The organism is Pseudomonas sp. DD1 (assembly GCF_044510355.1).
Classification (GTDB): Bacteria; Pseudomonadota; Gammaproteobacteria; order Pseudomonadales; family Pseudomonadaceae; genus Aquipseudomonas; species Aquipseudomonas shahriarae.
The window spans coordinates 19,164-44,726 of sequence record NZ_MSAJ01000015.1; the positions used below are offsets into that span (position 1 = coordinate 19,164).

A 25,563-nucleotide genomic window follows, 5' to 3' on the forward strand; every position below is an offset into this window, starting at 1 on the left:
GGGCAATCCTTGGTAGTGGTTAGTCGGAGAAGCTGCCTTGCAGGTGTTCGGCGCGAAACTCCAGGGTTTGCGGGCGGTAGCCGGGGCGCAGGGGCGGCACCGGCAGACAGTCTTCCCAGGTGGCGCCGGCCTGCAGTTCGCCGGGGCCGCGATAACGCGGGGCAGCATAGACGTTGTCTGCCAGGTTCACCGTATCACCTGGTGCGTAGGCGGCGACGCGCCAGCGCAGTTCGGTCAGGGGGACGTCGTTGCCGTTGTTGAGCTTGAGCTGCAAGGGGCGGTCGGCGGGGCACTGATCGGGGGCATAGTGGATGCGCAGCTCCAGGCGCGCCAGTTGCGAGGCCTCGCGGTTGTCCAGCCAGACCACCCATATCGCCACGAAGCCCAAACCCACTGCTGCGGCGAGGGAAACCGGCAATGCCTTGGCCGGGTAGCGCAGGAGTAGGACCAGCCAGGTGATGATGAGCAGAACGCCGAAGAACATGGGGGCAGCCTCGTGGGTAGATGAACCATCGTACCGTTGACAGCATGCGGTTGCCTATCGGGTTGCGGTCACCCCCGAACGGACACTCCACGTAACCTTCGCGCTGGAATCAAGGGGGTTGTTCGCTTCACACACCTATATACAGCCACAGACTGACGGTCGTTGTTCTGTGAGCTTTTTTTATACGTGCCGAGAACAACGCCATGACCTTATCCGTACAAAATTTTGCTGTTCCAGCCTACCGCTCCTTCGCTTCTGACGATGAGAGCAGCCCAATGAAGTCCGCCTCCAATCCCCAAGCCACCACCGTTGCCGGCAACAGTGCCCTGGACAACCGTAACGCGCTGATACTGACCCTGGCAGGCCTGGAGCAAGGCCTTGCAACGGGCCGTATATCCAATGAGCATATTCTCCCGGCCTTGCAAGCCGCCAAAATACAATTGGCTCCAGATGCGCAACACCCAGGCCCGACCATGGAAGTCAGCCTTGCGCAATACATCACCGCCAATGGCTGGAGCATTCCGCAAAACCGAGAGGGGCTCATCCAACTCAGGCAGACCGTGTCTGCCCTGGCACCGACAAGTCCCTCGAATGCCTACGCAGTCATTACCGAGCGAGCCGCCAAGGCCAATGTCGAAAAAACCAAATTCAAAAAGATTGTGTTGGACACGGCCGTCGCGTTTCCAGATGTGCGCAAAGAAGCCAAAAAGCGTGCAGAAGAAATTGTGTTCGGGTTGACCGGAATCCATGTAGACGCCGACAAGACTTACCTGAATCGTTTTAACAGTTCGCAATCAGGGCAAACCGCTACCGGTTGGGAACACATGAAGGAAGAACCCTCGTCATCCATCAGTTTGACTGACGCCGTGTTGAAGAACTTTTCCGAGTACGACGGGATTCCCGGCACTCTGGACTCGGAAGCGGGCTTGTATAAAGACGGCCCCGGACAAAGCGCCAAAGCAGGCTATGGCGCCCACAACGAAATCCCCCTGGCGCCTTCGGCCTTTATGAAGGCCCTTTGGAAATCCGATTTCCAGACAACCATGTCGGCAAAAATCGACAGCTTCTGGAAAGACCACGCCGATGGCTACCGCACAGTCCAGAAAGGCATATTCATCTATAGGGCAGGCGAGCAACTCAAGGCCCAGGAGGCGAAGTTACCGGCCGAACGAGCGCTGCAGCCGCCCGAGCATCAGCTCACCAGGAGTGACTATAAACGGCTGATGAAGGCGGTTACCGGTGCAGAAATAGCCGAAGATCAGCCCATGACCGTGGAGAAACTGCAGGCAACTTCCCCGGTAACCGGCGATGTCCAGGTTCATGCATTTGATATCAATGGCTTTCAGTCCAGTGATATTTTGCGTTTTACCCTGCCCGCAGAGGGGCTCCAGAAGGATGCCAGCGGGCGCCTGGACGGCGTGCAAATTCTCTATATTCCTGACGCCAAGCCGGCCTTTCTGAAATTCGCCTCACTGGAAAAAATGGATCAATGGGTCAGCGATCAAGGCAAGACGCCCCAGACGCGCAAAGCCCTGGAGTCGCACTTCTCGTTGGCTGATCGGCAGAACAGTGAGTCCGGTGGTTTTGGGACCGCATTCTTTAATGCAATCGTGCCGCTGGGTTCCCTGATCTCTGAGATACGGCCAAAAAACGGCGTCGACTCATCCCTGGAATACCTCAGTACGGATAGCGTCAGCAACCAGGAGGGCAACGTCATTGACCGCAGCAATATCGCGATCAAGGGCGATGTGTTCAGTCACATGGCGGACAGTGGCCAGCAGCGTATGAGGAACGACGCAGACACCGCGATCAAATCCAACAGCGAGGTCACCCGTGACACCTGGCTCAACGACATTTCGGTCGGCGCAGAACTGCTGGTCAAACTGGCCCCGCTGGCTGCTCCGGTCGCCGCCGCTGCCGTCATCACAAGTCTCACGGAAGTGGTATTGGGCACCGAAAAAGAGATTTCGGGCGACACCCAGGCTGAACGTCATGACGGGGCGTCGAAGACATTCGATGGCATGATCAACACCTTGTTCTCCTCTGCCGGTCTCAGCTCAAATGCCGCGGACCCCTTTGCCCTGCCCAAAGAAGAACCGCTAGCCCCTGAACCCTCCGTGGAGTCCGCGTCCGAACCGGCGCCTGACTCTCCCTACGTTGATGCCGATGTGTCCAATCGCCTGCAACCGTCACAAACGGACAACATCAGCGCCTACGCCATTGCCGATGGCGAATCGTTACTGGCCAAGAGCACAGTCAATGCTAGAGGGATTTATCAGTACAAGAACGAGGCGGGGGTAGATCGTTGGTTTATCCGTTACACCGATCAGTCCGGTATCGCCAAGACGTATGAGATTAAAGGTGATTTCAAACTCAGTGACGGCTATGTCCAGATTATTGATCCCCAGACCGGTAAACCCGTACTGACCGTTGAAACAGGTGCCGATAACCAATGGCGCGCGAGCAAGATGCTGGGGGGCAATAGAAAAGGCAAGGGGGTCAACGCTGCCCGCGAACAGCCTGCCGGGCAAGGCCCGCTGGCATCAAGCTCAGCAACCAATCAACCCTTGGCCAATCATCAGGATTGGCAGTCGATAGTGGATTCGGGCACTTACAACGGCAAGCCGGTTTACATTCACTACACCAGCAAGGCCGGCGCAGAAGCGATCGCTCGCGAGCGAAGCATCAATGATCTGGCGCGTGGTGAAAGGCGTGCGGGTTCAAAGGGCGGTGTGTACGTTAACCCCCCAGGCCAGCAATTTAACAGCGAGAACGTTGAGAACCTGTTGTTTTTAGGGAATGAACGCTATGTGGGCAGTGGCGACTATATGGTGATCTTCAGCTCTGACCAGGTGCCCACGGATTTAGGCCCGGTCACGGCCGGCAGCCAGTTCGTCGAGCTCAAGATGGCCAAAGAAATCAAGCTGACGCCGTCGAACTTTCTGTATTTGGGGCCGAACAATTTCAAGGACTATTTCGAGTGAAGGGAACAACGCTGTGTGGGTGATCGCTGCCAATCTGCAAAGTGGCCCGATCAGAAAAAGCCCCCGCCCAGCCCACTGCGGATAGGGGACGCAACGGGCTGGGCGAGGGCTTTTTGTTTTGCGGTGTTACTGCGCGATGGTTTTCACTGACACACCACGCTCGACGGGAGTCGAGCGCCCGTAGATATCTTCAAACCGCTCGATATCGTCTTCGCCCAGATAGCTGCCCGATTGCACTTCGATGATCTCCAACGGGATCTTGCCCGGATTGCGCAGGCGGTGCACCGAGGCAATCGGGATGTAGGTGGACTGGTTCTCGCAGAGCAGGAACACATTCTCGTCGCACGTCACTTCGGCGGTGCCGCTGACCACGATCCAGTGTTCGGCGCGGTGGTGGTGCATCTGCAGCGACAGGCACGCGCCCGGCTTGACCGAGATGTGCTTGACCTGGAAACGCCCGCCCATGTCCACCGAGTCGTAGGAGCCCCACGGACGGTAGACCTCGCAGTGGTTCTGGGTCTCGCTGCGCCCCTGTTCGTTCAGGGTGTTGACCATCTGCTTGACGCCCTGGACCTTGTCCTTGTGGGCAATCATCATCGCGTCCTTGGTTTCCACGACCACGATGTTTTCCAGGCCGATCACCGACACCAGCTTGCCGTTGCCGTGGATCATGCAGTTCTTGCTGTCCTGGATCACCACGTCGCCCTTGGTCACGTTGCCGTTGGCGTCTTTGTCATTGACCGCCCACAACGAGGCCCAGCAACCCACGTCGCTCCAGCCGGCACTCAGCGGCACCACGCAGGCGCGCTGGGTTTTTTCCATCACCGCGTAGTCGATGGAATTGTCCGGGCAGCAGGCGAAAGTGGCTTCGTCGAAGGTCACGGTGTCGGCGGTGTGTTCGCTGCGCTCTAGGGTCAGCACGCAGGTGTCGTAGATGTCCGGATCGTGCTTTTTCAGCTCTTCGAGGAAGCGGCTGGCGCGGAACAGGAACATCCCGCTGTTCCAGAAATAACCGCCGCTTTTGACGAACTCGACGGCGCGTTTTTCATCCGGCTTCTCGACGAACTGCTGCACCCGGCTGACACCTTCGGGCAGCAGCGAATCGTTGGTGGACTTGATATAGCCGTAGCCGGTTTCCGGACGGGTGGCCGGTACACCGAACAGCACCATCTCGCCACGCTCGGCCGCCACGGTGGCCAGGGCCAGGGCGCGTTGCAGGGCTTTCTGGTCATCCAGCACATGGTCGGCCGGCAAGACCAGCATCAGTTCATCGCGGCCTTCATTGACCAGCATCATCGCGGTCAGGGCCACGGCCGGCGCGGTGTTGCGGCCAAACGGTTCCATCAGGATGCGCTGACTGTCGAGCTTGCGAGTGCTCAGTTGCTCATTGACGATAAAACGGTGGTCTTTGTTGCAGACGATGATCGGTGCGTCCATGCCTTCGAACACCAGGCGCTCGAGGGTTTGCTGGAACAGCGTGTGCTCGCCGGTCAGGGCCAGGAACTGTTTAGGAAACTGTTTACGGGAAAGCGGCCAAAGACGTGAGCCGCTACCACCGGAAAGGATTACTGGGATCATGTGTTTCTCCTTGAATCGATTTGGGTCAGAGCTACGAAGGTTTGTCGTTTCACTCTTGTTTTTGTCTCGGTCCTGAGTCGACACGCGGACAGTGTGGGAGCTGGCTTGCCTGCGATAGCGCCCTCAAGACCGCCATCGCTGGCAAGCCAGCTCCCACAAGGGGGCGTCTCAACTCAGGGAAATCATCAACGGGTCGACACGGGGCGCTTGACCCACACTGGCGACAGGTTGCTGCCGGAGCCGGTGACATACAGCACCGCCGCCTCACCACGTTCCAGGGCCACCGGCTTCACATCGCCAACCTTCTTGTCGCCGTCGTACAGCGCCAGGCTGACCTTCACCGGGTTGATCTCGCGCTCGCCACGGCCCTTGGCGGCCACGGCCTTGACCACATCGGTCTTGCCGTCGGCGGTTTTCAGGGTCAGGGCCTTGTCGCTGAGGTTCTGCACGCGCACCAGGGATTTCTGCTTGTTCTTGAACGGCGGTTCTTCGATCAGTTGCGGCTGGCCGCTGGCGCTGTTGACCAGGGTGTAATAGTGATCGGCGGCCAGTTTGACCGTGACGTTCTGGCTACCGACCTTGGCGCTGTAGTCACCGCCCGGCAGGAAGCTGAAGTCACTGCTGGCCAGCGGTGCCACATCGCTCAACGCCGTGTTGCCGACGCTGGCGCTGACTTCCTGGTTGCTGGCGTTGAACAGGCGCACGAAGCTCGAGCCTTTCGGTGCGACGGGGCCATAGAGGGCGGCGTCGCCTGCGAACGCGGACATGGATACGAAGCTCATGCCGGCGGCCAGGGCCAGAGTCTTGGCGAGACGACGCGGAGTAGTAGTGAAAGTCATGTGAGTTACCTCTCTTTCAGTTTTGCGCCCGGTCGGGCGTCTCGGATTTTTCGGTTTTAACTGGGGTGTTGCTTGCCATGTTCTGTTGGCGCGTACCGGCTTGTTTGAGCTGCGCGACCCACTCGGGGTCGGCTTCGCCGATTTCGTTGTTCACCGGCAGATAGCGTTCCGGAAACTCCCAGATCAGCACTTGCGGCGGGCTGTTCTTGAAGTCATCGCTTTTCAGGTAGCTGAGCATCGGCAGGATCGGGCCGTGGCCGTCTTCGGAGTAGTTCACCACTTCGCTGCCCAGGGCTTGCTTCAGGGCGCCGACGAAGTTCCAGTTGGGGTTGGCGCTGTAGCTGGTGCCCACCAGGGCCACCGGCATCTCGCTGTCGGCAAACAGGGCGTCGTCGCCTGCGGCCTGGGCCTGCACCGCGTGGGTCACGCGTTTTTGCAGGGGCTCCTTGGGCGGCATCAGGTTTTCGAACAATGGGTCCAGGGGCAGGAACAGGCGCAAGTCACCGCTGTGGGGGGCGATGCCCTCGGCGTCGGTGACAAAGCGCTGGGGCTCGCCGCTGAGCAGGGTCTTGGCGTTGATGGTCCTGGCCAGCTGCTTGGCGGCGACTTCGGCGCCATCCGGGGTCCAGTGGGTGTCGGTGCGCAGGAACACCTGCTGGCCGTGGAGCTTGGCCTGTTGCAGCGGGCCCAGCAGGTCGGGGGCGAGGATCTTGTCGGCGGCAACCCGCGCATGGAAGTCCTGATAAAGCCCGGCATGAATGCTCGCCGGTTGCACTTCACCCAGATGCTCCGGGTACAGGCGCACCTTGGCCGGGACAATCGCCATCACCAACTGCACGCCCTTGGCCTTGAGGGTCTGGCGCACGCCTTCGACCAGGGCGTAGTTGTCTTGCAGGTTCTGCTCTTCGTTGACGGCGGGGTTGAACTCCTCGTCGCTGTACAACCAGTGATCGCGACCCAGCACCACGCCGGGACGGCCTTCGTTGAACAGCTTGTAGTCCAGGGCGGCCCAGAGGTTGGTGCCCAGGCGCTTGATCGGGAACTCGTCGTCGTAATGGGTCTCGACGGCCTTGGCCCAGCGCCCGTTGAGCACGGTGGCCTCGGCGTTGGTATTGAAACCGAAGAAACTGCGCACCGACCACGCGCCCAGGGCCATAAGCAGGGCCATGAACAGCGCGGCGTAGAGGATGCGGAATGAACGGGTCATGGTCGGCTCCCTCAGAACTGGAAGTAAAGGAACGGCGAGAAGCTTTGCGCCGAGAGTTTCAGAATCGAAGCCACAAACAGCAGCAGGATCACCGCGCGCATGGCATAGCGGGGCCAGTCAGCGGTCCAGTAGGCCGGTTGCACGGCGGCGTTGCTGCCGACGCTGAAACCGGGCTCCTGGATGCTGCCGGGGGTGTCGCCAGGCACTGCCTTGATCAGGCTCGGATCAGCCGGCTTGGCCTTGTCGGCCGGGCGATTGTTGTAGAAGTCGCGCAGGCCGAAGAACGCCAGCGTGGCGTAGGCCACCACCATGGTTGCCACTTGCAGGCCCGTCAGGTTGGCGCGGTTGAGTTCCGACAGCGACCACTCGCCAAAGCTGAACATCGCGCCGTACATGCGCCCGGCGACGTGCAGGTTTTCGGCACGGAAGATCACCCAGCCCATCACCACCAGCAGGAAGGTGAAGGCCCAGCGCACCGGGTTGAAGCTGCGTGGCGAGGTGTTGAGGCCGATGGCTTTTTCAATCGCCAGCCACATGCCGTGCCAGGCGCCCCAGACGATGTAGGTGATGTTCGCGCCGTGCCACAGGCCACCGAGCAGCATGGTCAGGAACAGGTTGCGATAAGTGGTCAGCGTGCCTTTGCGGTTGCCGCCCAGGGTGATGTACAGGTAGTCACGCAGCCAGGTGGACAGGCTGATATGCCAGCGCCGCCAGAACTCGGTGATCGACTGGCTGATATACGGCTGCTTGAAGTTTTCCATAAAGCGGAAGCCCATCATCAAGCCCAGGCCGATCGCCATGTCGCTGTAGCCGGAGAAGTCGAAATACAGCTGCGCGGTATACGCCAGCGCGCCGAGCCAGGCGTCGCCGGTGGTTGGGTTTTGCAGGGCAAAGCAATGGTCGGCCACCACCGCCAGGGTGTCGGCGATAAACACCTTCTTGATAAAACCCTGCATGAACCGCGTGCAGCCCTCGGAGAATTTATCCAGGGTGTGGGTGCGGTTGTTGAACTGGTCGGCCAGGTCGCGAAAACGCAGCACCGGGCCGGCAATCAAGTGCGGGAAGATCGCCACGAACGCCGCAAAGTCGATGAGGTTACGGGTGGCCGGGGTGTCGCCGCGGTACACGTCGATGATGTAGCTGATGGACTCGAAGATGTAGAACGAGATCCCGATCGGCAACAGCACGTGGGTCAGGATAAACGGCTCCAGGCCCGCCGATTTCATCATCAGGTTGATGCTGTCGACGCCGAAGTTGGCGTACTTGAAGTAGCCGAGGATGCACAGGTCGACCGCCACGCCGAGCAGCAGCCAGCGCTGGGCCGGCTTGGTGCGCACGCCTGCGGCACCGACCTTGAGGCCGATCCAGTAGTTCCACAGGGTCACGGCGGCGAACAGCGCCAGGAAGTCCACTCGCCACCAGGCGTAGAACACATAACTGGCAATCAGCAGCAGCAGATTGCGATAGCGTTGCCCGCTCAAATAGTACAAGCCGAGAAAGATCGGCAAGAACAGAAACAGGAACACATTGGACGAGAAAACCATCCCGATCTCTCCATGTTTAACCAACAGTCAAGGGCCAACGGCCCCCCCAAACCCCCCACGAAAACCGGGGAGGGCGATCGTTCCCACGCTCTGCGTGGGAATGCCTCTTGTGACGCTCTGCGTCACGCTGTGGGACGCAGAGCGTCCCGTGCTGCATTCCCACGCGGAGCGTGGGAACGATCAGCGGCTAACTGCCTTTTTCATGCGCCGGGTCGTAGACCTTGGTCAGGTCGCCACCCAGGCGGAAGGTCTTGAACGGCTGCATCTCGTGCTTGCGCTCCAGTACCTCCGGGGCGCAGGTGTAGAGGGTGCAGAAGGGCTCCAGCCAGGCGAATTTCGAGTCCTGCTCCAGATCCTGCATGTCCTGCTCTTTGCCGTTCTTCTGCTCGAAGAGTTCCGGATCCTTGACCCCGGCCAGCACCTTGTCGCCCAGGCGCTTGAGCGCGCCGTTGTTTTCCGGGCGTACATCCACGCCGTTGACCAGGGCGAAACTGGCGATCATCGCCAGCGGTGGCAGCGCATAGTTGTGGTAGGCCAAGGCCCGTTGCTGGCGCTTGAGTTCGTTGGGCAGGTAGCCCTGGGCGTCGACCTGATTGGCACCGACCTTGTATTCCTTCACCGCCCAATCGAACAGGTCGCGACGGTTGGTGGCGACGGATGTGGCCATCACCGACCAGGCGGCCCAGTACGAATGGTTGTTGGTTTTTTCCAGGGGCAGGTTGTCCCAGTCGCTGACCACTTGCTCGGCCAGTTTGTTGAACCAGGCTTCGATCAACTGCGATTCCTGTGGGTGCCTGGCCAGCGGTTGCGACTCGGAGAACTTCAGGCGCACATAGGCCGACGCCATGCTGCCCAACGCCCATTTGCGCATCGACTTGCCGGTGTGGTTGAAGTCCTTGGACATCAACGCATCGGCCTTGGCCCAGCTCACCAGCCAGTTCAGCGTGCATTGCAATTGCTCCGGGCGACCGTCGCGCATGAACTGCATCACTCGCTTGCTGGTGTCTTTTTCCAGTTTGGTGATGTCGGCGGTGCTGTCGCGAAAGGCTTTTTCCGACTGCACATTCAGGGTCGAGCGGGCTTTGTCGGAGCCTTCGTATTTGCTGCGAAACTGCAGCGAGCCGGTGTAGGGCGTCGGCATTGCGTCGCAGTCATTCTTGAAGTCGCCGGTCTTGAACGCTTCAATCGGCGCGAAGTAGCCCTGGGGCGGACGCAGCGGCGCGGCGGCGTTGGCGTGGCCGGCAAACATCGCCAGGCCGAGCAACGTTGGAATCAATAACTTCTGCATAGGTAACCTCATTGCCCGGCGGAAGCAGTCTGCTGACCACCCGCGGGGAATACGTTGCGTGTGCAAATTTTCGCTTCGACTTTCTGCGCCGCAGCGCCCGCTTCGGGGCCCTGCACTTCCACGGCCAGCAGGTTCTGCGAGGCCCAGTCTTCATCGGTGCGCAGTTCAAAGGCGAAACGCCCGTCTGTCTCGGATGTTTCGGGTTTGTCGATCTTGATGTCCTCGTGGCGCCCGTTCATGTACCAGAGGGTGGCTTGCAGGGTTTTCACCGAGGGATCGGCGAAGCGAATGTCGACCTGATGACGGCTGTTGCGCAGGTCCATGTTCTTGCTGTTAACCATCAACTCGTTCTTGCCCGGCTTGAGGGTGGCGCTGGCGCTCATCTGCGCCGGCTTGCCCTCACAGCCGTTGTCGAGCAGGGCCATCATCTGGCGGTAGGTGGTTTCCTGGTCGAGGCGATACAGCGGTGAGAATTCCCAGATCAGAATCTTCGGTGGGGTCTTCTGGAATTCTTCGCTGCCCAGGTACTGGATCATCGAGCCTTCCAGGCCACCGCCGGGGAAGGCGACGTTAAGGATGTCGGCGCCGATTTCCTGTTCCAGGAAGCCGGCGAAGTTGTAGTTCTTGCCACTGTGGCTGGTGCCCACCAGGGTGATCTGCGGGTTGCCGGAGTCGCCGAACAGGTCGCCGTCCGCCGCTTCGCCCTTGGGCTCGGTGCTGAACTGGTCCATGTACTGGATCGCGTAGCTGGTGCCGCACAGCTGTCCGGCCATGTTGTGCAGGGTGCCGGTCTTGCCCATGCGCCCGGACTTCTTGGTCTCGAATTCACGCTGGGGGATCCCGGCGAACTCGGGCATGGCGCGCACCTTGGCCCCGACGATCTTTGCGGTGCGCTGGGCGCCATACGGGGTCCAGTGCTGGTCGCCACGGAAGTAGAAGTCGTGGGCCGGCTGTTCGTCCGGCAATTGCTCGTTGGTCAGCGGCGACAGGTCCGGCACCACATAGCCCATCTTGGCAAAACGCCCGAGCATGCTCTTGTAGTTGCCCAGGGCCTTGTCGAAATCGAAGCTGGCTTTCTCCTGCGGGTTGAGCTTGTTGCGGTTCACCAGGCCACGGGTCGGCTGGTAGACCACCACCAGTTCCACGCCCTTGCTCTTGAACGCATCGCGCAGTTGCTGCATGCGCTTGTAGCCGGCCGGGGTGGTGTCGAATTCGGTGCGCAGGTCTTCCTGGGTACGGAACAGCCAGTCGCCCTGGGCCTGTACCAGGGTGGTGAAGTTCTGCTGGTAGCGGGTGGTGTAGTTCTTTGCATCGTGTGCCTCGGGGCACAGGTTGCAGCACGGCTCGGCGGTAAAGCTCGGCGCCTGGGCTTCATCGGCGCGCACGCCGCTGCTGGCGGCCAGGATGCCGAGGGTCAAACCCGAGAGGCTGAGTAGCTTGATCATGTGTGGGTGCATAAAGGTCATCCTCAGTCCTGCAATGGGGTCTGGCGTTCGACAGGGTCGATCAGCACGGCTTTTTTCTGGCGTACCAGCAAGTCGAGAATCTCTTCCTGGCGCTCACCTAGAACGCCGGAGAAGCTGATGCCACTGGATTTGGTCGGCGCGAGCATCGACACGCGGTACAGCTCGATGCTCAACGGCGAGTCGATGGACAGCGGCCCGCTGCCATTGGCCGCCAGCTCGCCGCCAACCACGATCAGCGAGACCTTGGTGTCGAACGGGTCGAGCGCGATGTCGCGGTCGGTGTCGGTCAGGTCCTTGATATGGCCGTAGACCCCGGTCAGGCCGTTGGCCATGGCGAGGTTCTCGTACAGGCGGATGTTCACGCTGTTACGGATACGGATGCCGTGGCGACGGTTGCTGATCACCTTGTTGCCCCACAACAGGTTATCGCCGCTCTCATAGAGGGTGATGCCGTCGGTGTGGTTGCGGTAGATCTCGTTGTCGGCGATCAGGTTGTTCACGCTGTTACGGTCGATCACCAGGCCCGACAGCTTGTTGTCGTAGCTGCGGTTGTTGAAGATGAAGCTGTCGTTGACCTCACGGGAAATAATGATGCCGTGCTTCTTCTTGGTGCCGTACACGGTGTTGTCGGCAATGATCAGGCCGTGGGAGCGGTCGTGGGGGTCGATGCCGTAGACGATGTTGTCTTTGTAGGTGCTGCCCTTGATCACAAAACCGGTGGTCTCGTAGCAGTAGAAGCCGTACCACATGTCCGAGAACTCGGAATCGACAATCCAGCCGGTCGGCTCCGGGCGCTTGAGGACCTTGGCCATGTTCGGCGTGTACTGGGAAATACTCACACCGTAGGACTTACTGTTGGCATAGCCGAAGCTGGCCATCTTGCTGTTGACGATATAGGTCTGGGTACCGCCCCAGGCCAGCAGGAACGGGCGGAATTCCGTGGGCGAGCGGAAGGTCGCCGGGCCGTTGGTTTTCTCGCGCCAGCCGGTGATCCTGGTGTCGCGCACAAACAGCTGGCCGTCGTTGACCAGGAACGAGCCGGCTTCCTGGGACAGGCGCAATTCCTGGGTCTGCCCGTCGATTTCGAGGATGCCTTTTTCGCCGACCACAATCGGCAGCCTGGCCAGGAACACGCCGGGAGAGGTTTCGCTCAGGTATTGCTTGGGCACCTTCTTGAGCAGGTCCTTGAGGTTCATGTAGCCGTCGTCGATAAAGATCGCCTGGGGAATGCCGTGCTGGCGCACCACCCATTCGGCCATCTTGTTGTCGCCGCCGATAAAGTCCTTGAGGGCGTTTTCCTGCATCATCCGGCGCACGCTGACCTTACCGGCCTTGCTGCGCACGATTTTTTTCGCCACGGCTTCGGCGGTGTAGCCCGAGAGGTCCGGCAGCGGCGGCTTGGCCATCTCCAGCGGCGCCGTAGGCGGGCTGGTGATGGTGTAGGTCTTGGCCTGTTGCAGTTCCTTGGCGAGGGTGGGCGCCTTGACCTGCGGCTCGACATTGGCAAAGGCCGGGGCGCACGCCAGCAGCATTGCCGCAGCGAGCAGGGCCGAGCCTTTGAGGGCGTGAGGATTCATTGCGCAGGCTCCCATCAGAAACGCCAGATCACATCGACAAAGGCGCGGTGCATGTACGAGTCGACTTGCTTGCCATAGGCGTCGCCCGGTTTGAACACACCGCCACGAAAGCGCACCAGGGCCGACGGTTCGTCGATCGACTGGCTGAGGGCGGCGGGCAGCAGGCCCTTCTTGAAGTACTTGGTGACCACCAGGTCCATCTCCTGGCCAAGGTCTTTCTTACCGTCTTCCAGGGGCAGGGAGGCGCTGGACAGCACGGCGCCGGTGACGTCGTCGTAGTTGTTCTGCACCGCGTCGATGCCATTGCTGCCCACTGGCTTGTTGCCGTCCACACGCCAGAACTTGTGGTAGACCAGGCTGGCGTCGTAGTCATCGCGCAACTGCCAGGAACCGAACAGGCTCATGGACTGCATATTGTTCATCTCGCCGCGAAACGCCTCGCCAAAACGATGCATCCGCGATTGGGTGCCGGTGAAGTTCGAGCGGTTGCTTTGCAGGCCGTTCTGCTCGTAGTCGGCACTGGCGCGGGCATAGGCCGCACCCACTTGCCACTGCGGGTCGAGGCGCAGGCGCACACCCAGGTCGGTGGCCCAGCCATCCACATCGGTATTGCGCTTGGCGTTGGCCGGGCGGCTACCGTCGGCGTTCAGCGCGTTGACGTTGCTACGGTCGCCCTGCATGCCGGTGACGCTGGCCCAGTAGTTGACGGTGTTGGTGTTGCGCCAGTTATAAGCGTCGCTGTTGGCCTCAATGCCGAGCCAGGTCAGGTCGCCGTTCTGGCGCTTGTCCAGCGAATCGGCGGCCACGCCCGGTTGCGGGTAGTCGAGCTTGCCGTCGTCATGGCTGTGATGACCGCGCACGCCAACCCAATGGCCCGGGGTCCACTGGTAGGCCGCGTCGGCGTAGAAGTGCTGGCGGTCCTTGTCTTCGGGGGACAGTTCCTTGAGGTCGGTGCGGTACTCGCTGAAGCGTTCGGCGGCGCCGACATTGGCCTTGAGCAGGGTGGTGTCGAAGGTCCAGTTCAGCGCTTCGATGTTGGTGTCGCGCCATTGCCCGTCATCATTGCGCAGGCGCTGGCGGCCCAGCTTGAGGATCTCGCCGGGGTAGGGGGTGAAGCCGCTGTAGCCGACCCAGAACTCACGCAGGGCCAGGTAGTTTTTCTTGGTCTTGCGGTCGTTGTTGCTCGATTGCTCGGTGGTGTCGCCATCGGACTGTTGCAGGGTGTCGGTCTCGATGATGTCGCTGGACGCCACCGCCTGGCCCATGGCGTAGGCGCTCCAGGCGCCGCTTTCACCGTAGATCCACGGGCGCACATCCAGGCCGATGCCGTTGACGTCGCCGCCTTTTTGCGTGCCCAGGTCGCGGTCGTCTTCGGACTGGCCGGTGACTTTCACGTCCAGGCCGAAGTTCTTGTCTTCGGTCAGCGCGGCCAGGGTCGGGCACGACCACAGCAGGGCGAAGGTCAGGCCAATACCGGCCTTGACGAATGGATTGAGTTTCATAGGGATTCCTCGCCGTCTTCTTCTTGCAGGGCGTGCAGTTGCAGCGTGCTTTGGCTCAAGGCACCACGGGCGGCCAGCTCTTGTTGCAGCAGGCGCTGGCCCTCGGCGCGCTGGGCGGGCGGCAGTTGTTGTTCGAGTTGCGCGGCCAGTTCATTGGCCTGCGGCGTGTCCTGGCGCTTCGCCAATTGGCTGAACACATAGGCGTTGAGCGGGTCGGGCTGGGTGCCCTTGCCTTGGGAAAACAGCTGGGCGATAGCGAAGTCGGCGCTGTTCTGGCCGTTGCGCGCCGCCGTCAGCAAGTGATCCAGGGCTTTTTGTGGGTAGACCTGGCCCAGGTAGCCACGGCGGTAGATCTGGCCGAGGTAGTAATCGGCGGCCACTTCCCGGCCCTGGGCATTCTGGAAGTGGGCTTCGGCGGCCTTGGCATCGGCCGGCACCCACTTGCCTTCGTAGTAGAGCTTGCCCAGCAGCAACTCGGCGCGGGGCTGGTCGGCGGCGCGGCCGTTGTCGAGGTACTTCATCATCTGCTCGACGTCGCCCAGTTCCGGGAAGTCGTAGAGCAGTTGCGCGAGGCTGACCCAGGACGCCGGGTAGCCAGGGGCGATTTTTTCCAGCAGGGCCTGGGCGCTTTTTTCATCGGTCTTGCCCAATGAGGCATCGCCCAGCACACGGGCCACACTGTCGACCCGCTGGGCGCTGACGGTGCCACGGCTGTAGCCGGCTTCCATCTGCTTGAGCAGTTCGGCCTGTTGCTCCGGTTGCTCGCGCTTCTGGTAGACAGTGGCCAGTTCGACGTAGCAGATATCGGTGCTGTTCAGCGCGGCCTTGCAGATTTTTTCGATGTCATCCAGGTGCTGATCGTAGGTGCCCTGGGTACGGTACAGCAGCACCTGCGCCAGGCCGGCTTCCGGGTAGCCGGCGGTGCGCCAGCTATCAATCTGCTGCTGCGCGTTGACGCTGGGGAAATCGTGGGGGTATTGCAGGTACAGCATGGCCAGCGGGATCAGGGTGTTGCCTTCGCCATTGGCAAAGGCTTTTTTCAGCAGGCCTTCGGCTTCGCGGTGCTCGGCTTCGGTGGCGCCGGGCTTGGCCACCAGCAGACGACCGAGACGGGCCTGGGCGCGGGGCGAGATATCGGCCGCCGCACGGTAGGTGGCTTCGGCTTGCTTGATCTGCGCCGGGTCACGGCTGCCGACCTGGATATCGGCCAGGCCGACCTGGGCTTCGCTGTAGCCCAGCTCTGCCAGTTGCTGGTAGTTCTGCGCGGCGGTGGCGGTGTCGCCACGCTTGAGGGCTTCATTGGCCAGGCGCTGGTCGGGCAGGCCGGCGCAACCGGCCAGTGTGACGGCCAATGCCAGCAGCGCCACAGGTCGCAAGGGGGAGCGAGCTTTTGTGGGAGCTGGCTTGCCTGCGATGGCATCGCCGCGGTGCATCTGCTGCACCGAGTCGATGCTATCGCGGGCAAGCCCGGCTCCCACAGAAGTGGGCTCCCACAAGGATTGTGTTGTTCTTGAAATAGGGTTCACAGGCAAATCCTCGCTTACAAACCAGCAGCCATGGCTTTATCAATCAGCCAGTTCAGGGACGGACCACGGTCGCTGGTCACTTCCACGGGGCGGCCGGCATAGGCGCTGTCCAGCGGGGCATCGGGCTTGATCTGCACGCGGATATCCGAGGACAGGTCGGCGCTGTTGAGGCTGGTGCTGCTGACGATGGTGCCGGTGCGGGTCTGTTCTTCATCGGCGACCTGGAAGCTCACCGGGGTGCCTGGGCGCACGTCGCCGAACTGGCGATAGGAGAAGCGCGCCTCGACATTCGCCTGGCTGCCGCGCGGCACCAGTTGGAAGATCACATCACCCTTGCTCGCGTATTGACCATCGGCCACCAGTTGCTGGGCGACGATGCAGTCGCAAGGGGAGGTCAGGGTGCCGGTCATTTGCTTGCCGAACAGCTCTTCGACCTTGGCCGGTTGCAGCTGGTCTTCGTCCAGGTGGCCCTTGAGCACATCCAGCATGCTGGTGCTGAAGGTCGCCAGTGGCGCGCCTTTGGCGGCAACGCCGTTGTCTTTGATCAGGCTTTGCACGGTGCCGTCGCGGGGCATCGTGACGTTCATCCCCGGCACGCTGACCAGGCCGGCCTGGGCATGACTGACGAAGTACATGCCATACACCGACTTGAACACAAACCCGAATGCCGCCAGGCCCACCAGGAAGATCGCCAGGCTGAACGTCACGGCGCGCAGGCGACCAAAGGCGCTCATGCCGCTGCCGCTGTCCTTGACCTTGCGTGCCTTGGTGAAGTTGTCGCGCTGCAGGGTCGCCAGTACATCGCCCATGGTCACGATATCGCCGGACAGGTGCGAAGTGATCAGGTGCCGCAGGGTGGAAATATCCTGGGCATCCAGGTTCTGGAACTGGCAGCCGGTGCGGCCGGTCTGGCGGTCGTGGGAGCGGATCAACAGCTCCACGTCCATCGCCAGGCCGAGGTTATCGATGACAAACTGCAGGCGCGCTTTATGCACATCGCCGACCTTCAGCGGTTGCTGGGCGGCATTGAAGGCCAGGCCGCCGGCGGACAGGTCGATGACCCGTACTTCCATGGGCGTGCGGTCGGCACCGAAGAAGCGCAGCTTGGCCGGGATTTTCACCCGGGCGTGTTGGCGCTGGGCTTCGGACTCGTGGACAACGTTGGCGTTTACTTGACTGTTCATCAGGGCATTTCCTTAAGTTAATTCAGGCTTGGCAGGGTCAGACCATCATCAGCAACACGGCGACGAAAATGCTGCCGGCGGAGAAGGTCATGGTCCGAGACGACCAGGTGTTGAACCAACGTTGAAAGCTGGCCAAATCGCGGGTCAGTTTGGTGTCCTGGCGGGTCCAGGACTGTTGATCGAGGCGGAAGAACACGTAGATCTTCACCAGCGCGCCCATGATCTGGTTGTAATAGAGAATCACCGGGTAGGCGGGGCCGATCTTGTGTCCCGAGCACGACAGCAACAGGGTCAGGATCAGGCGGGTGATGCCGATCCACAAAAGGTAAGCGAGGATGAACGCGCCGCCGTACTTGAAGGTGGCGATGATCGCCACGGTCAGGCCGAGCAGGGAGGTCCACATCGACACGCGCTGGTCGAACAGCACCACGCTGGTGAACAGACCCAGGCGGCCCATGCCCAGGCCCAGGGCCCGGGAGTTCTGGCGCAGGTTGTTGCCGTACCAGCGGAACATCAGCTTGCGGCTGGCCTTGATAAAGCTCTTTTCCGGCGGGTGTTCCACGGTGTTGATCGCCGCATCGGGCACGTAGAAGGTGTCGTAACCCAGGCGCATCAGGCTGAACCAGCTGGACTTGTCATCGCCGGTCAGGAATTTGAAACGGCCCAGGCGCCAGTGTTGCAGCGAGTCGCTTTCCACGTCGGCGATAAAACCGGGGTCGGTGACGACGCTGGCACGGAACACCGACATGCGTCCGGTCATGGTCAGCACGCGCTTGGACAGGGCCATGGAGCACATGTTGATGTGGCGTTGGGCGAAGCGCAGTTTGTGCCACTCGCTCATGATGTAGCCGCCGCGCACTTCGCAGAACTCGTTGGTGGTCAGGCCGCCGACATTGCCGAACAGCTGGAACCACGGCACGGTCTTGCGCACTACGCCTTCGGCGAGCACGGTGTCGCCGTCGATCACCGCCACCACGGCGCGGTCGTCCGGCAGGTGGCGGGAGATCGCCCGAAAACCGAAGGCCAGGCCGTCGCGCTTGCCGGTACCGGCGATACGCACGAAGTCGAGCTTGACGTGAGCCGGTGGGTTCATCTTTTCCCAGAGGCTCTTGACCAGCAGCTCATCGGACATTTCCACCAGGGAGCAGACCACGGTGGTGGGGAAACCGCACTCGATGGCCTCGCGGATCACCGAGCTGTAGACCTGGGCCGTGGTCAATGCGTCGATACGAAAGCTGGTAACCATCAGGAACACATGGGACGGGTCCGCCGCCTTGCCCAGCTTGCGCACTTTGCGCCGCAGGTGCGGGTAGACCACGTACAGGAACAGCATGCCGCGAAAGAAATGCGTAGCACCCATCGAGTAGCGCCAGATACCCACGGCGCCAATCAGGAAAATAAAACTCTTCGACTCGGAGTCGAACGTACTCGCCGGCAGCAGCAGGGCGAGTCCCATCAGCAGGCTCAGAAAGACCAGCCAGCCGGCGGATTGGAGCAGTACGTGTTTTAACTTGGACATAAGCGTCATCCGAAGGTGAAGAAGGCTTCAAGCTGCAAGCGCTGGGGATCAGGACACTTGCAGCTTGAAACTTGCCGTTGCTGTTACCAGCAAATGCCTTCGGTACGGCCACTGACGCTGGTGGCCTGGGACATAAAGCCCACCAGGTCGACCACTTGCTTGCCGTGCGGGGCTTGCTGGGCTAGGGCGCGGAATTTCTCGTCGCGGTTGCCGAGGATGATCACGTCGCTGTTGTTGATCACATCGTCGAAGTCCGAGTTGAGCAGGGACGACACGTGGGGAATCTTGCCTTCGATGTAGTCCTTGTTGGCCCCATGCACACGGGCGTATTCGACGTTGCTGTCGTAGATGCTCAGGTCGAAGCCCTTGCCGATAAGCATTTCCGCCAGTTCCACCAGTGGGCTTTCACGCAGGTCATCGGTGCCGGCCTTGAAGCTCAGGCCCAGCAGGGCGACCTTGCGCTTGTCGTGGCTGGAGACGATGTCGAAAGCGTTCTGCACCTGGGATTCGTTGCTGCGCATCAGCGAGTTGAGCAGCGGCGCCTCCACGTCCAGGGTGCTGGCGCGGTAGGTCAGGGCGCGCACATCTTTTGGCAGGCACGAGCCGCCGAAGGCAAAGCCGGGGCGCATGTAGTACTGGGACAGGTTGAGGGTCTTGTCCTGGCAGACCACTTCCATCACTTCGCGACCATCGACGCCTACGGCCTTGGCGATGTTGCCGATTTCGTTGGCGAAGGTGACTTTGGTGGCGTGCCACACGTTGCAGGTGTACTTGATCATCTCGGCAACGGCGATGTCCTTGCGGATGATCGGCGCATCGAGTTCTTCGTACAGCGATTGCAGGACATCACCGGAGGCTTTGTCCAGTTCACCGATCACGGTCATCGGTGGCAGGTCGTAGTCGGCGATGGCCGTGGATTCGCGCAGGAACTCCGGGTTGACCGCGACACCGAAGTCGACGCCGGCTTTTTTGCCGGAGCAGTCTTCGAGGATCGGGATCACCACGTTGGCCACGGTGCCGGGCAACACGGTGCTGCGCACCACGATGGTGTGGCGGGTGGTCTTGTCACGCAGGACAAAACCGATCTCGCGGCATACCGCCTCGATGTAGTTGAGTTCCAGGTCGCCGTTTTTCTTGCTCGGCGTGCCGACACAGATCATCGACAGGTCGGTATCGCGGATGGCGTCGGCGAAGTTGGTGGTACCGCGCAAGCGGCCGGTGGCAATGCCCTGGCTCAACAGTTCGCCCAGGCCGGGTTCAACGATGGGGGATTTGCCCGCGTTGATCAGGTCGATCTTATCCTTGGAAATGTCTACGCCGACCACTTCGTGGCCCCGTGCAGACAGGCAACCGGCACATACTGCGCCCACGTAACCCAAACCAAATATGCTGATGCGCATCGCATTTACCTCTATCTTTATCACGCCATTAGATGGCCGGAGTTCATGTTTTCAAGCGTCACTCATGCACTAGGTAATGCGGTGAATAGACACAGCATTGCCATGTACAGGCATGTTAAAAGTCGAGTGACTAACTAATGCACTCAAGTTGTGCGCAACTTGGCCTTATTGTTGGGGCTTGCCCTGAAATGCAGCCAGCCTTCGGTGAGAAGGGTCTGGCGTCAGTGCCGCAACGCCTTGATATGGACATAAAGCCCTTATCTATCAACGCATTGGGTTGTCTCACTGACCCATTTGGGTAGGCTCAGCCTTGGCCTTGTAGGGGATGGTCATGCAACCTTATCGCCCGCCCTCAACTAAACAGTTGTTAATTAGACCGAAGGGTCAAAGTTGAATATGACAACTTTGCTACTTCCGTTGGTCGCTGTGTAAGTCATATCGCACAAGAACAGAGATAATCGTTACCGGTGGTATGAGCGGCACTGAAGGACATAGTTCCTGGCCGCTCATCCTGTTTCTGGAAATTTCTTGAAATATTAGGAAAGATGGCACTAGTACTATATTGATAGCACTTGCGGATTGGGCTAGTGGTTATAGGGAGTTGGCGCGGGGATATAGTTTTGTGCCACTACTGTTTGAAAAAAGTGGTGCCACTACGAAAAATTCTGACGAATGTCGAGTGAAAGAAACGTTAGGAAATCTGAAGAAATATTTTTGACGTCAAAGTAATGACGATTCCGCGTTTGAAATACGGAAAAAATGTGGGAGCAGGCTTGCCAGCTCCCACATCGGATTTGCGCTGTACTGGCGACCTACTCCGGTGCGTGATCGCGCAAAAATACCAGGTTATCCGGCTTCGACTGCTCGGCACTGAAGCGATAACCCTGGACATCAAACTGCTTGAGCTGCGCCGGGTCGTTGATGCGCTCTTCGATGACAAAGCGGCTCATCATGCCCCGGGCCTTCTTGGCGTAGAAGCTGATGATCTTGTACTGGCCGTTCTTCAGGTCCTTGAACTCGGTATTGATGATCCGCGCGTTCAAGGCCGGGCGCTTGACCGCCGAGAAGTATTCGTTGGAGGCCAGGTTCAGCAGCACATCATCGCCCTGCTCAGCCAGGGCCTCGTTGAGCCATTCGCTGATCCGCGTGCCCCAGAAGGCGTACAGGTCCTTGCCACGGGCGTTGCCCAGCTTGGTGCCCATCTCCAGGCGGTACGGCATCATCAGGTCCAGGGGGCGCAGCAGGCCGTACAGGCCCGAGAGCATGCGCAGGTGGTCCTGGGCGTAAGCGAAGTCGGCGTCGTTGAAGGTCTGGGCATTGAGGCCGGTGTAGACGTCGCCCTTGAAGGCCAGCAGCGCCTGCTTGGCATTGGCCGGGGTGAAGGCCGGGGTCCAGCTGCCGAAACGTGCGGCGTTGAGGCCGCCGATCTTGTCGGAAACATGCATCAGTTCGCTGATCTGCGCCGGGCTCAGCTCGCGCAACTGCTCGATCAACTCCTGGGAGTGGTCGAGGTATTGCGGCTGGGTAAAGCGCTGGGTTACCGGCGGGGTCTCGAAATCGAGGGTTTTGGCGGGGGAAATCACCGTCAGCATGAAGTCGTCTCCTGTAATCGTCGGGGGATTCTAGGGGGTTGGGGCGTTGGACTCCACCTATCACGCCAATAGCTGCCATACGGTTATCCCTGTGGGAGGATAGTGATCGGCTATAGTGGCCGACGAATCAGGAGGGGGAGACCTGTTGTGCGAATTGCGCTTTTAGTGTGCGCCTGGCTGACGTGCCTGGGCGCCCAGGCGGCCAGTGTGGATGTCGCGACCCTGGACCGTGGCACCTGGCCGGAAAAACTCAGCAGCCCGGCGCTGTTTGATGTGGCATCACGCGCCGAAATCCTCATGTTCGCCAACGCGCTGCTGGCCAGCGAGGCCCTGGATGAACCGGCCCTCAAGCAGCGCCTGGGGCTGAAGATCGTCAACCAGGGCGCTATCGACGACCTGCGCCGCCACCTCTGGCAGCGGTTGTTGGAGAACTACATGTTCGCCCAGCAAAGCTGCGAACAGGACGCCTCGTTCTGCTATCTGGTGGACAACCTCGACGACCTGCGCGATCAAGCCGGCAAGTTCGAGGTGAGCGAGCAATCTTTCTATATAGGCTGGGCCGGTCCCAGCCGCGCGTTTCACCAGCGCTACCTGGATGAGCTGCTGCGCAAGGCCGCGCTGTTCCCGCAGATCGGCAGCGAAGTGGCGCGTTTTGGGGATTTCGAGCGCAATGGCGATGAACTCAACGACCGCCTGTTTTTACTGACCTTCGATGGCGGCCCGTCACCGCCGGGCGGTCAGACCGACTGGCTGGCCGACTACCTGCGCAAGCAGAAAATGACAGCCACCTTCTTTGTCCTGGGCAACAGCCTGCAAACCCGCCTGGAGAAAACCTCGGCCGTCGATGTGCAGGGTTTGTACCAGGGTCAGTGCGTGGGTATCCAGGGCTGGCAATACCGTTCCCACAGCCATTGGGTCGACTGGCAAAGCTCGATCACCCGCAGTGCGTCGCTGACCCAGAACCTGCTGCCGGAAAACTACGTGCCGCTGTTCCGCCCACCCTATGGCCAGCGCCGGGCTGACAGCCAGGGCTTTTTCCAGGCCCAGGGCCTGCAAGTGGCATTGTGGGATATCGACTCCCAGGATGAACCGGGCCTGCTCAAGGCCGACGAGTCGGCCCAGCGGGTGCTGACGCTGATGTTGTTGTGGCGCAAAGGGGTGATTGTGTTCCACGACACCCAGGACAAGGCGCGGGTCGCATTGCCGCTGTTGCTACAGGCAACGGCGCAAAGTGGGCTGGGTTGGCAGGATTGTCGGGAAGCGTTTCGCTGAAAAGGGCAAAAGCCCGGCCCTGTTGGGGATGAGGGTTTTTTGGGGTGATTTGCTGCGACATTTCGATGCAGGCGGACTTCCGACTTTAGCGGGGTGCGTGGCGGCCCGCCAGTGCTATTCGTCATCCTGAAAAATAAACTTCAAAAAAGCGTCAAAGTGCTTTTTCCTGTCATGGGTTTTGCGGTATTACGAAGTCAGATCGCCGAAACCTGCACCACAGGTGGCGTCTTCCCAGACTCCCTTTGCGGTGTATTCGGCGCTCGAATCGAGGCGCAGCACTGTTGTGGTATTGCGTCGACTGGCTCCCACAAAGGTGACCGAGTATGGATGATCATGGACGTAACCCTTCTTCCGACCAGCCAATCCTTTATGTGCTTGATACCAATGTATTGATTCACGATCCAAACGCGTTGCTCAATTTCGAAGAACACCACGTCGCCATCCCGATGATCGTGCTTGAAGAGCTCGATAAACTCAAAAGCGGGCACCACAGCGTTGCCGCCGAATGCCGCCAGGCGATCCGCCTGATTGACAAGACCCTGGGCGAGGCCTCTCCCGATGATGTGGAAGTCGGCGTCCCGATCCAGCGTGGCAAGGGCGGGCCCAAGGGCTTGCTGTCGATCCTGATGAGCAAGCGCAGCGAGCCCAACAGCCTGCTGCCGGAAAACCTCAACGACAACAAGATCATCAACCAACTGATCGACCTGCACGCGCGCGACAAGGACCTGCGCCTGGTGCTGGTGACCAAAGACATCAACATGCGCCTCAAGGCACGAGCGTGTGGGATCGCTGCCGAGGACTACAGTACCGACCAGTTGGTCGACGATGTGTCGATGCTGTCCCGGGGTTATCACACCATGACCGGCTCGTTCTGGGACCGCGTGAGCAAGGTCGAGACCCGCCAGGACCATGGCCGCACCTGGCACCAGGTGCAACTGACCGACAACCTGCCGGCGGTGCATATCAATGAATTCATCATCGACGAACAGGGCTTCGTGGGCTGGATCAAAGAGATCCAGGTCGACAAGCTGCTGATCCTCGATCTGCATCAGGAGCCCCTGTTGCACCAGGAAGCCTGGGGCCTGAAACCGCGTGATATCTACCAGAGCCTGGCGCTGTACGCGCTGCTCGACCCGGACATTCACCTGGTCAACCTGACCGGCGCGGCGGGTTCGGGCAAGACCATCCTCGCCCTGGCGGCTGCCATCGAGCAGACCATGGTCACCAAGCGTTATCGGCGCATCATCGCCACCCGTAGCGTGCAGGGCCTGGACCAGGAAATCGGCTTTTTGCCCGGCACCGAGGCAGAAAAAATGGAGCCGTGGCTGGGGGCGATCACCGACAACCTCGAAGCCTTGCACATGGATGACGAAAACACCCATGGCAGCGTCGACTACATCCTCAGCAAAGTGCCGTTGCAGTTCAAATCCCTCAACTACATTCGAGGTCGCAGCTTCCAGCAGAGCCTGATTCTGATTGACGAATGCCAGAACCTCACGCCGCACCAGATGAAAACCATCATCACCCGTGCCGGCGCCGGTTCCAAAGTGGTGTGCCTGGGCAACCTGGCACAGATCGACACTCCCTACCTGTCCGCGACCAGCTCCGGGCTGACCTACCTGACGGAACGCTTCAAGGATTTCCCGAACGGCGTGCACATCGCCTTGCAGGGTGTCCCTCGCTCGATTCTGGCCGAATACGCCGAATCCCACCTGTAATCCGAAACCGGGCGATGCCTCCATCGCCCGGTTCACCTCAATTCCTGTGGGAGCCGGGCTTGCCCGCGATGGCGTTGGTGACTGACACTGCGCTATCGCAGGCAAGCCTGCTCCCACCTTTTGATCTGCGTTGGGTTTACAATCGGGGCTTCTGATCAGGAGTATCCCCGTGCTGACTCATCTCGATTCCCAGGGCCGTGCCCATATGGTCGACGTCACCGATAAAACCGTGACGTTCCGCGAAGCCGTGGCCGAGGCGCGGGTGCGCATGCTGCCCCAGACCCTGCAAATGATTGTCGACGGCGCCCATCCCAAGGGCGACGTGTTCGCCGTGGCGCGCATCGCCGGGATCCAGGCGGCGAAAAAGACCAGCGACCTGATCCCCCTGTGCCATCCGCTGATGTTGACGGGCGTCAAGGTTGAGCTGGCAGCCGAAGGGGAAAATACCGTGCACATCATCGCCCGCTGCAAGCTGTCCGGGCAGACCGGCGTGGAAATGGAAGCACTGACTGCCGCCAGTGTTGCCGCGTTGACGATCTACGACATGTGCAAGGCGGTGGACCGTGGCATGACCATCGAGAACATCCGCCTGCTGGAAAAGCTCGGCGGCAAAAGCGGGCATTTCAAGGCGGACCAGGCATGAGCATCAACGTACTGTTTTTTGCACGCTACAGCGAGGCGATAGGCCTGGACTCCCTGGAGGTCGAAGGCGACTTCGCCACGGTCGATGCCGTGCGCCTGGCACTGGCGGCTGATGCGGGCTTCGAGGTGCTCAACGAGGCCAGCCTGATGTGTGCGCGCAACCAGGAACTGTGCTCCCTCGACGAGCCTTTGCAGGCCGGTGACGAAGTCGCCTTCTTCCCGCCCGTGACCGGAGGCTGAC

The 25,563-nt window shown here is 60.5% G+C and carries 19 protein-coding genes; 5 read left to right on the plus strand and 14 right to left on the minus strand.

Annotated elements, in window-relative coordinates; all coding sequences use genetic code 11:
• Positions 1-19: 19 nt before the first annotated feature.
• Entirely contained in the window at positions 20-484 is a 465-nt protein-coding gene (locus PSFL_RS12595) for a hypothetical protein (protein ID WP_057438212.1), read from the minus strand.
• A 203-nt stretch (positions 485-687) separates the two neighbouring features.
• Here PSFL_RS12595 and PSFL_RS12600 point away from each other — a divergent pair, with 203 nt between their 5' ends.
• Entirely contained in the window at positions 688-3,468 is a 2,781-nt protein-coding gene (locus tag PSFL_RS12600; RefSeq protein WP_397470132.1) for a dermonecrotic toxin domain-containing protein, read from the plus strand.
• Between the two features lie 126 nt (positions 3,469-3,594).
• Here the strand turns inward: PSFL_RS12600 and PSFL_RS12605 are convergent, their stop codons facing one another.
• From PSFL_RS12605 to yaaA, 13 genes are all read right to left on the minus strand, one after another.
• Positions 3,595-5,046: a mannose-1-phosphate guanylyltransferase/mannose-6-phosphate isomerase gene (locus tag PSFL_RS12605; RefSeq protein ID WP_057438216.1), complete on the minus strand. Its 1,452-nt coding sequence runs from the start codon at positions 5,044-5,046 to the stop codon at positions 3,595-3,597.
• A 185-nt stretch (positions 5,047-5,231) separates the two neighbouring features.
• The gene (locus PSFL_RS12610; protein WP_057438217.1) at positions 5,232-5,885 is read right to left on the minus strand and encodes an alginate O-acetyltransferase AlgF; all 654 of its coding nucleotides are present in this window, start codon (positions 5,883-5,885) and stop codon (positions 5,232-5,234) included.
• Between the two features lie 16 nt (positions 5,886-5,901).
• Positions 5,902-7,092, minus strand: coding sequence for an alginate O-acetyltransferase (locus PSFL_RS12615; RefSeq protein ID WP_057958524.1), 1,191 nt, complete (start codon positions 7,090-7,092; stop codon positions 5,902-5,904).
• 11 nt (positions 7,093-7,103) lie between these two features.
• Positions 7,104-8,636, minus strand: coding sequence for an MBOAT family protein (locus PSFL_RS12620; protein ID WP_057438220.1), 1,533 nt, complete (start codon positions 8,634-8,636; stop codon positions 7,104-7,106).
• Positions 8,637-8,823: 187 nt separating this feature from the next.
• Positions 8,824-9,924: a mannuronate-specific alginate lyase gene (locus PSFL_RS12625; protein ID WP_169959733.1), complete on the minus strand. Its 1,101-nt coding sequence runs from the start codon at positions 9,922-9,924 to the stop codon at positions 8,824-8,826.
• Positions 9,925-9,932: 8 nt separating this feature from the next.
• A complete protein-coding gene (locus tag PSFL_RS12630) occupies positions 9,933-11,381 on the minus strand; it encodes an alginate O-acetyltransferase (RefSeq protein ID WP_057438391.1) in 1,449 nt (482 codons plus the stop codon).
• Between the two features lie 11 nt (positions 11,382-11,392).
• A complete protein-coding gene (algG, locus tag PSFL_RS12635) occupies positions 11,393-12,982 on the minus strand; it encodes a mannuronan 5-epimerase AlgG (protein ID WP_115128949.1) in 1,590 nt (529 codons plus the stop codon).
• The gene (locus PSFL_RS12640; protein ID WP_057438224.1) at positions 12,982-14,469 is read right to left on the minus strand and encodes an alginate export family protein; all 1,488 of its coding nucleotides are present in this window, start codon (positions 14,467-14,469) and stop codon (positions 12,982-12,984) included. The genes algG and PSFL_RS12640 overlap by 1 nt, the downstream gene beginning before the upstream one ends.
• Complete coding sequence (gene algK, locus PSFL_RS12645) at positions 14,466-15,902, minus strand: alginate biosynthesis TPR repeat lipoprotein AlgK (protein WP_115129434.1); 1,437 nt, start codon at positions 15,900-15,902, stop codon at positions 14,466-14,468. Before algK ends, PSFL_RS12640 begins: the two co-directional genes overlap by 4 nt.
• A gap of 107 nt (positions 15,903-16,009) precedes the next feature.
• A complete protein-coding gene (locus PSFL_RS12650; protein WP_029297907.1) occupies positions 16,010-17,179 on the minus strand; it encodes an alginate biosynthesis protein Alg44 in 1,170 nt (389 codons plus the stop codon).
• Between the two features lie 37 nt (positions 17,180-17,216).
• Positions 17,217-18,698: a mannuronan synthase gene (gene alg8 / locus PSFL_RS12655; RefSeq protein WP_397470133.1), complete on the minus strand. Its 1,482-nt coding sequence runs from the start codon at positions 18,696-18,698 to the stop codon at positions 17,217-17,219.
• A gap of 83 nt (positions 18,699-18,781) precedes the next feature.
• Positions 18,782-20,098, minus strand: coding sequence for a nucleotide sugar dehydrogenase (locus PSFL_RS12660; RefSeq protein ID WP_057438225.1), 1,317 nt, complete (start codon positions 20,096-20,098; stop codon positions 18,782-18,784).
• A gap of 812 nt (positions 20,099-20,910) precedes the next feature.
• The gene (gene yaaA, locus PSFL_RS12665; protein ID WP_057438227.1) at positions 20,911-21,690 is read right to left on the minus strand and encodes a peroxide stress protein YaaA; all 780 of its coding nucleotides are present in this window, start codon (positions 21,688-21,690) and stop codon (positions 20,911-20,913) included.
• A gap of 147 nt (positions 21,691-21,837) precedes the next feature.
• Here yaaA and PSFL_RS12670 point away from each other — a divergent pair, with 147 nt between their 5' ends.
• The 4 genes from PSFL_RS12670 (at position 21,838) to moaD (ending at position 25,562) form a co-directional block, all read left to right on the plus strand.
• Entirely contained in the window at positions 21,838-22,962 is a 1,125-nt protein-coding gene (locus tag PSFL_RS12670; RefSeq protein ID WP_169959730.1) for a polysaccharide deacetylase family protein, read from the plus strand.
• Positions 22,963-23,285: 323 nt separating this feature from the next.
• Positions 23,286-24,680, plus strand: coding sequence for a PhoH family protein (locus PSFL_RS12675; protein WP_198792611.1), 1,395 nt, complete (start codon positions 23,286-23,288; stop codon positions 24,678-24,680).
• Between the two features lie 169 nt (positions 24,681-24,849).
• Positions 24,850-25,323 carry a cyclic pyranopterin monophosphate synthase MoaC gene (moaC, locus tag PSFL_RS12680; RefSeq protein ID WP_057438233.1) on the plus strand — a complete coding sequence of 158 codons (474 nt, stop codon included), beginning with the start codon at positions 24,850-24,852 and terminating at the stop codon, positions 25,321-25,323.
• Positions 25,320-25,562 carry a molybdopterin converting factor subunit 1 gene (gene moaD / locus PSFL_RS12685; protein ID WP_057438235.1) on the plus strand — a complete coding sequence of 81 codons (243 nt, stop codon included), beginning with the start codon at positions 25,320-25,322 and terminating at the stop codon, positions 25,560-25,562. Before moaC ends, moaD begins: the two co-directional genes overlap by 4 nt.
• Position 25,563 lies beyond the last annotated feature (1 nt).

Coding starts and splice junctions, on each gene's coding strand:
- PSFL_RS12650 (WP_029297907.1), bottom strand. CDS start 17,179: ATGAACAGTCAAGTAAACGCCAACGTTGTCCACGAGTCCGAAGCCCAG.
- PSFL_RS12605 (WP_057438216.1), bottom strand. CDS start 5,046: ATGATCCCAGTAATCCTTTCCGGTGGTAGCGGCTCACGTCTTTGGCCG.
- PSFL_RS12615 (WP_057958524.1), bottom strand. CDS start 7,092: ATGACCCGTTCATTCCGCATCCTCTACGCCGCGCTGTTCATGGCCCTG.
- PSFL_RS12600 (WP_397470132.1), top strand. CDS start 688: ATGACCTTATCCGTACAAAATTTTGCTGTTCCAGCCTACCGCTCCTTC.
- alg8 (WP_397470133.1), bottom strand. CDS start 18,698: ATGTCCAAGTTAAAACACGTACTGCTCCAATCCGCCGGCTGGCTGGTC.
- PSFL_RS12620 (WP_057438220.1), bottom strand. CDS start 8,636: ATGGTTTTCTCGTCCAATGTGTTCCTGTTTCTGTTCTTGCCGATCTTT.
- yaaA (WP_057438227.1), bottom strand. CDS start 21,690: ATGCTGACGGTGATTTCCCCCGCCAAAACCCTCGATTTCGAGACCCCG.
- PSFL_RS12625 (WP_169959733.1), bottom strand. CDS start 9,924: ATGCAGAAGTTATTGATTCCAACGTTGCTCGGCCTGGCGATGTTTGCC.
- PSFL_RS12660 (WP_057438225.1), bottom strand. CDS start 20,098: ATGCGCATCAGCATATTTGGTTTGGGTTACGTGGGCGCAGTATGTGCC.
- algG (WP_115128949.1), bottom strand. CDS start 12,982: ATGGGAGCCTGCGCAATGAATCCTCACGCCCTCAAAGGCTCGGCCCTG.
- PSFL_RS12630 (WP_057438391.1), bottom strand. CDS start 11,381: ATGCACCCACACATGATCAAGCTACTCAGCCTCTCGGGTTTGACCCTC.
- moaD (WP_057438235.1), top strand. CDS start 25,320: ATGAGCATCAACGTACTGTTTTTTGCACGCTACAGCGAGGCGATAGGC.
- algK (WP_115129434.1), bottom strand. CDS start 15,902: ATGCACCGCGGCGATGCCATCGCAGGCAAGCCAGCTCCCACAAAAGCT.
- PSFL_RS12610 (WP_057438217.1), bottom strand. CDS start 5,885: ATGACTTTCACTACTACTCCGCGTCGTCTCGCCAAGACTCTGGCCCTG.
- PSFL_RS12595 (WP_057438212.1), bottom strand. CDS start 484: ATGTTCTTCGGCGTTCTGCTCATCATCACCTGGCTGGTCCTACTCCTG.
- PSFL_RS12675 (WP_198792611.1), top strand. CDS start 23,286: ATGGATGATCATGGACGTAACCCTTCTTCCGACCAGCCAATCCTTTAT.
- PSFL_RS12640 (WP_057438224.1), bottom strand. CDS start 14,469: ATGAAACTCAATCCATTCGTCAAGGCCGGTATTGGCCTGACCTTCGCC.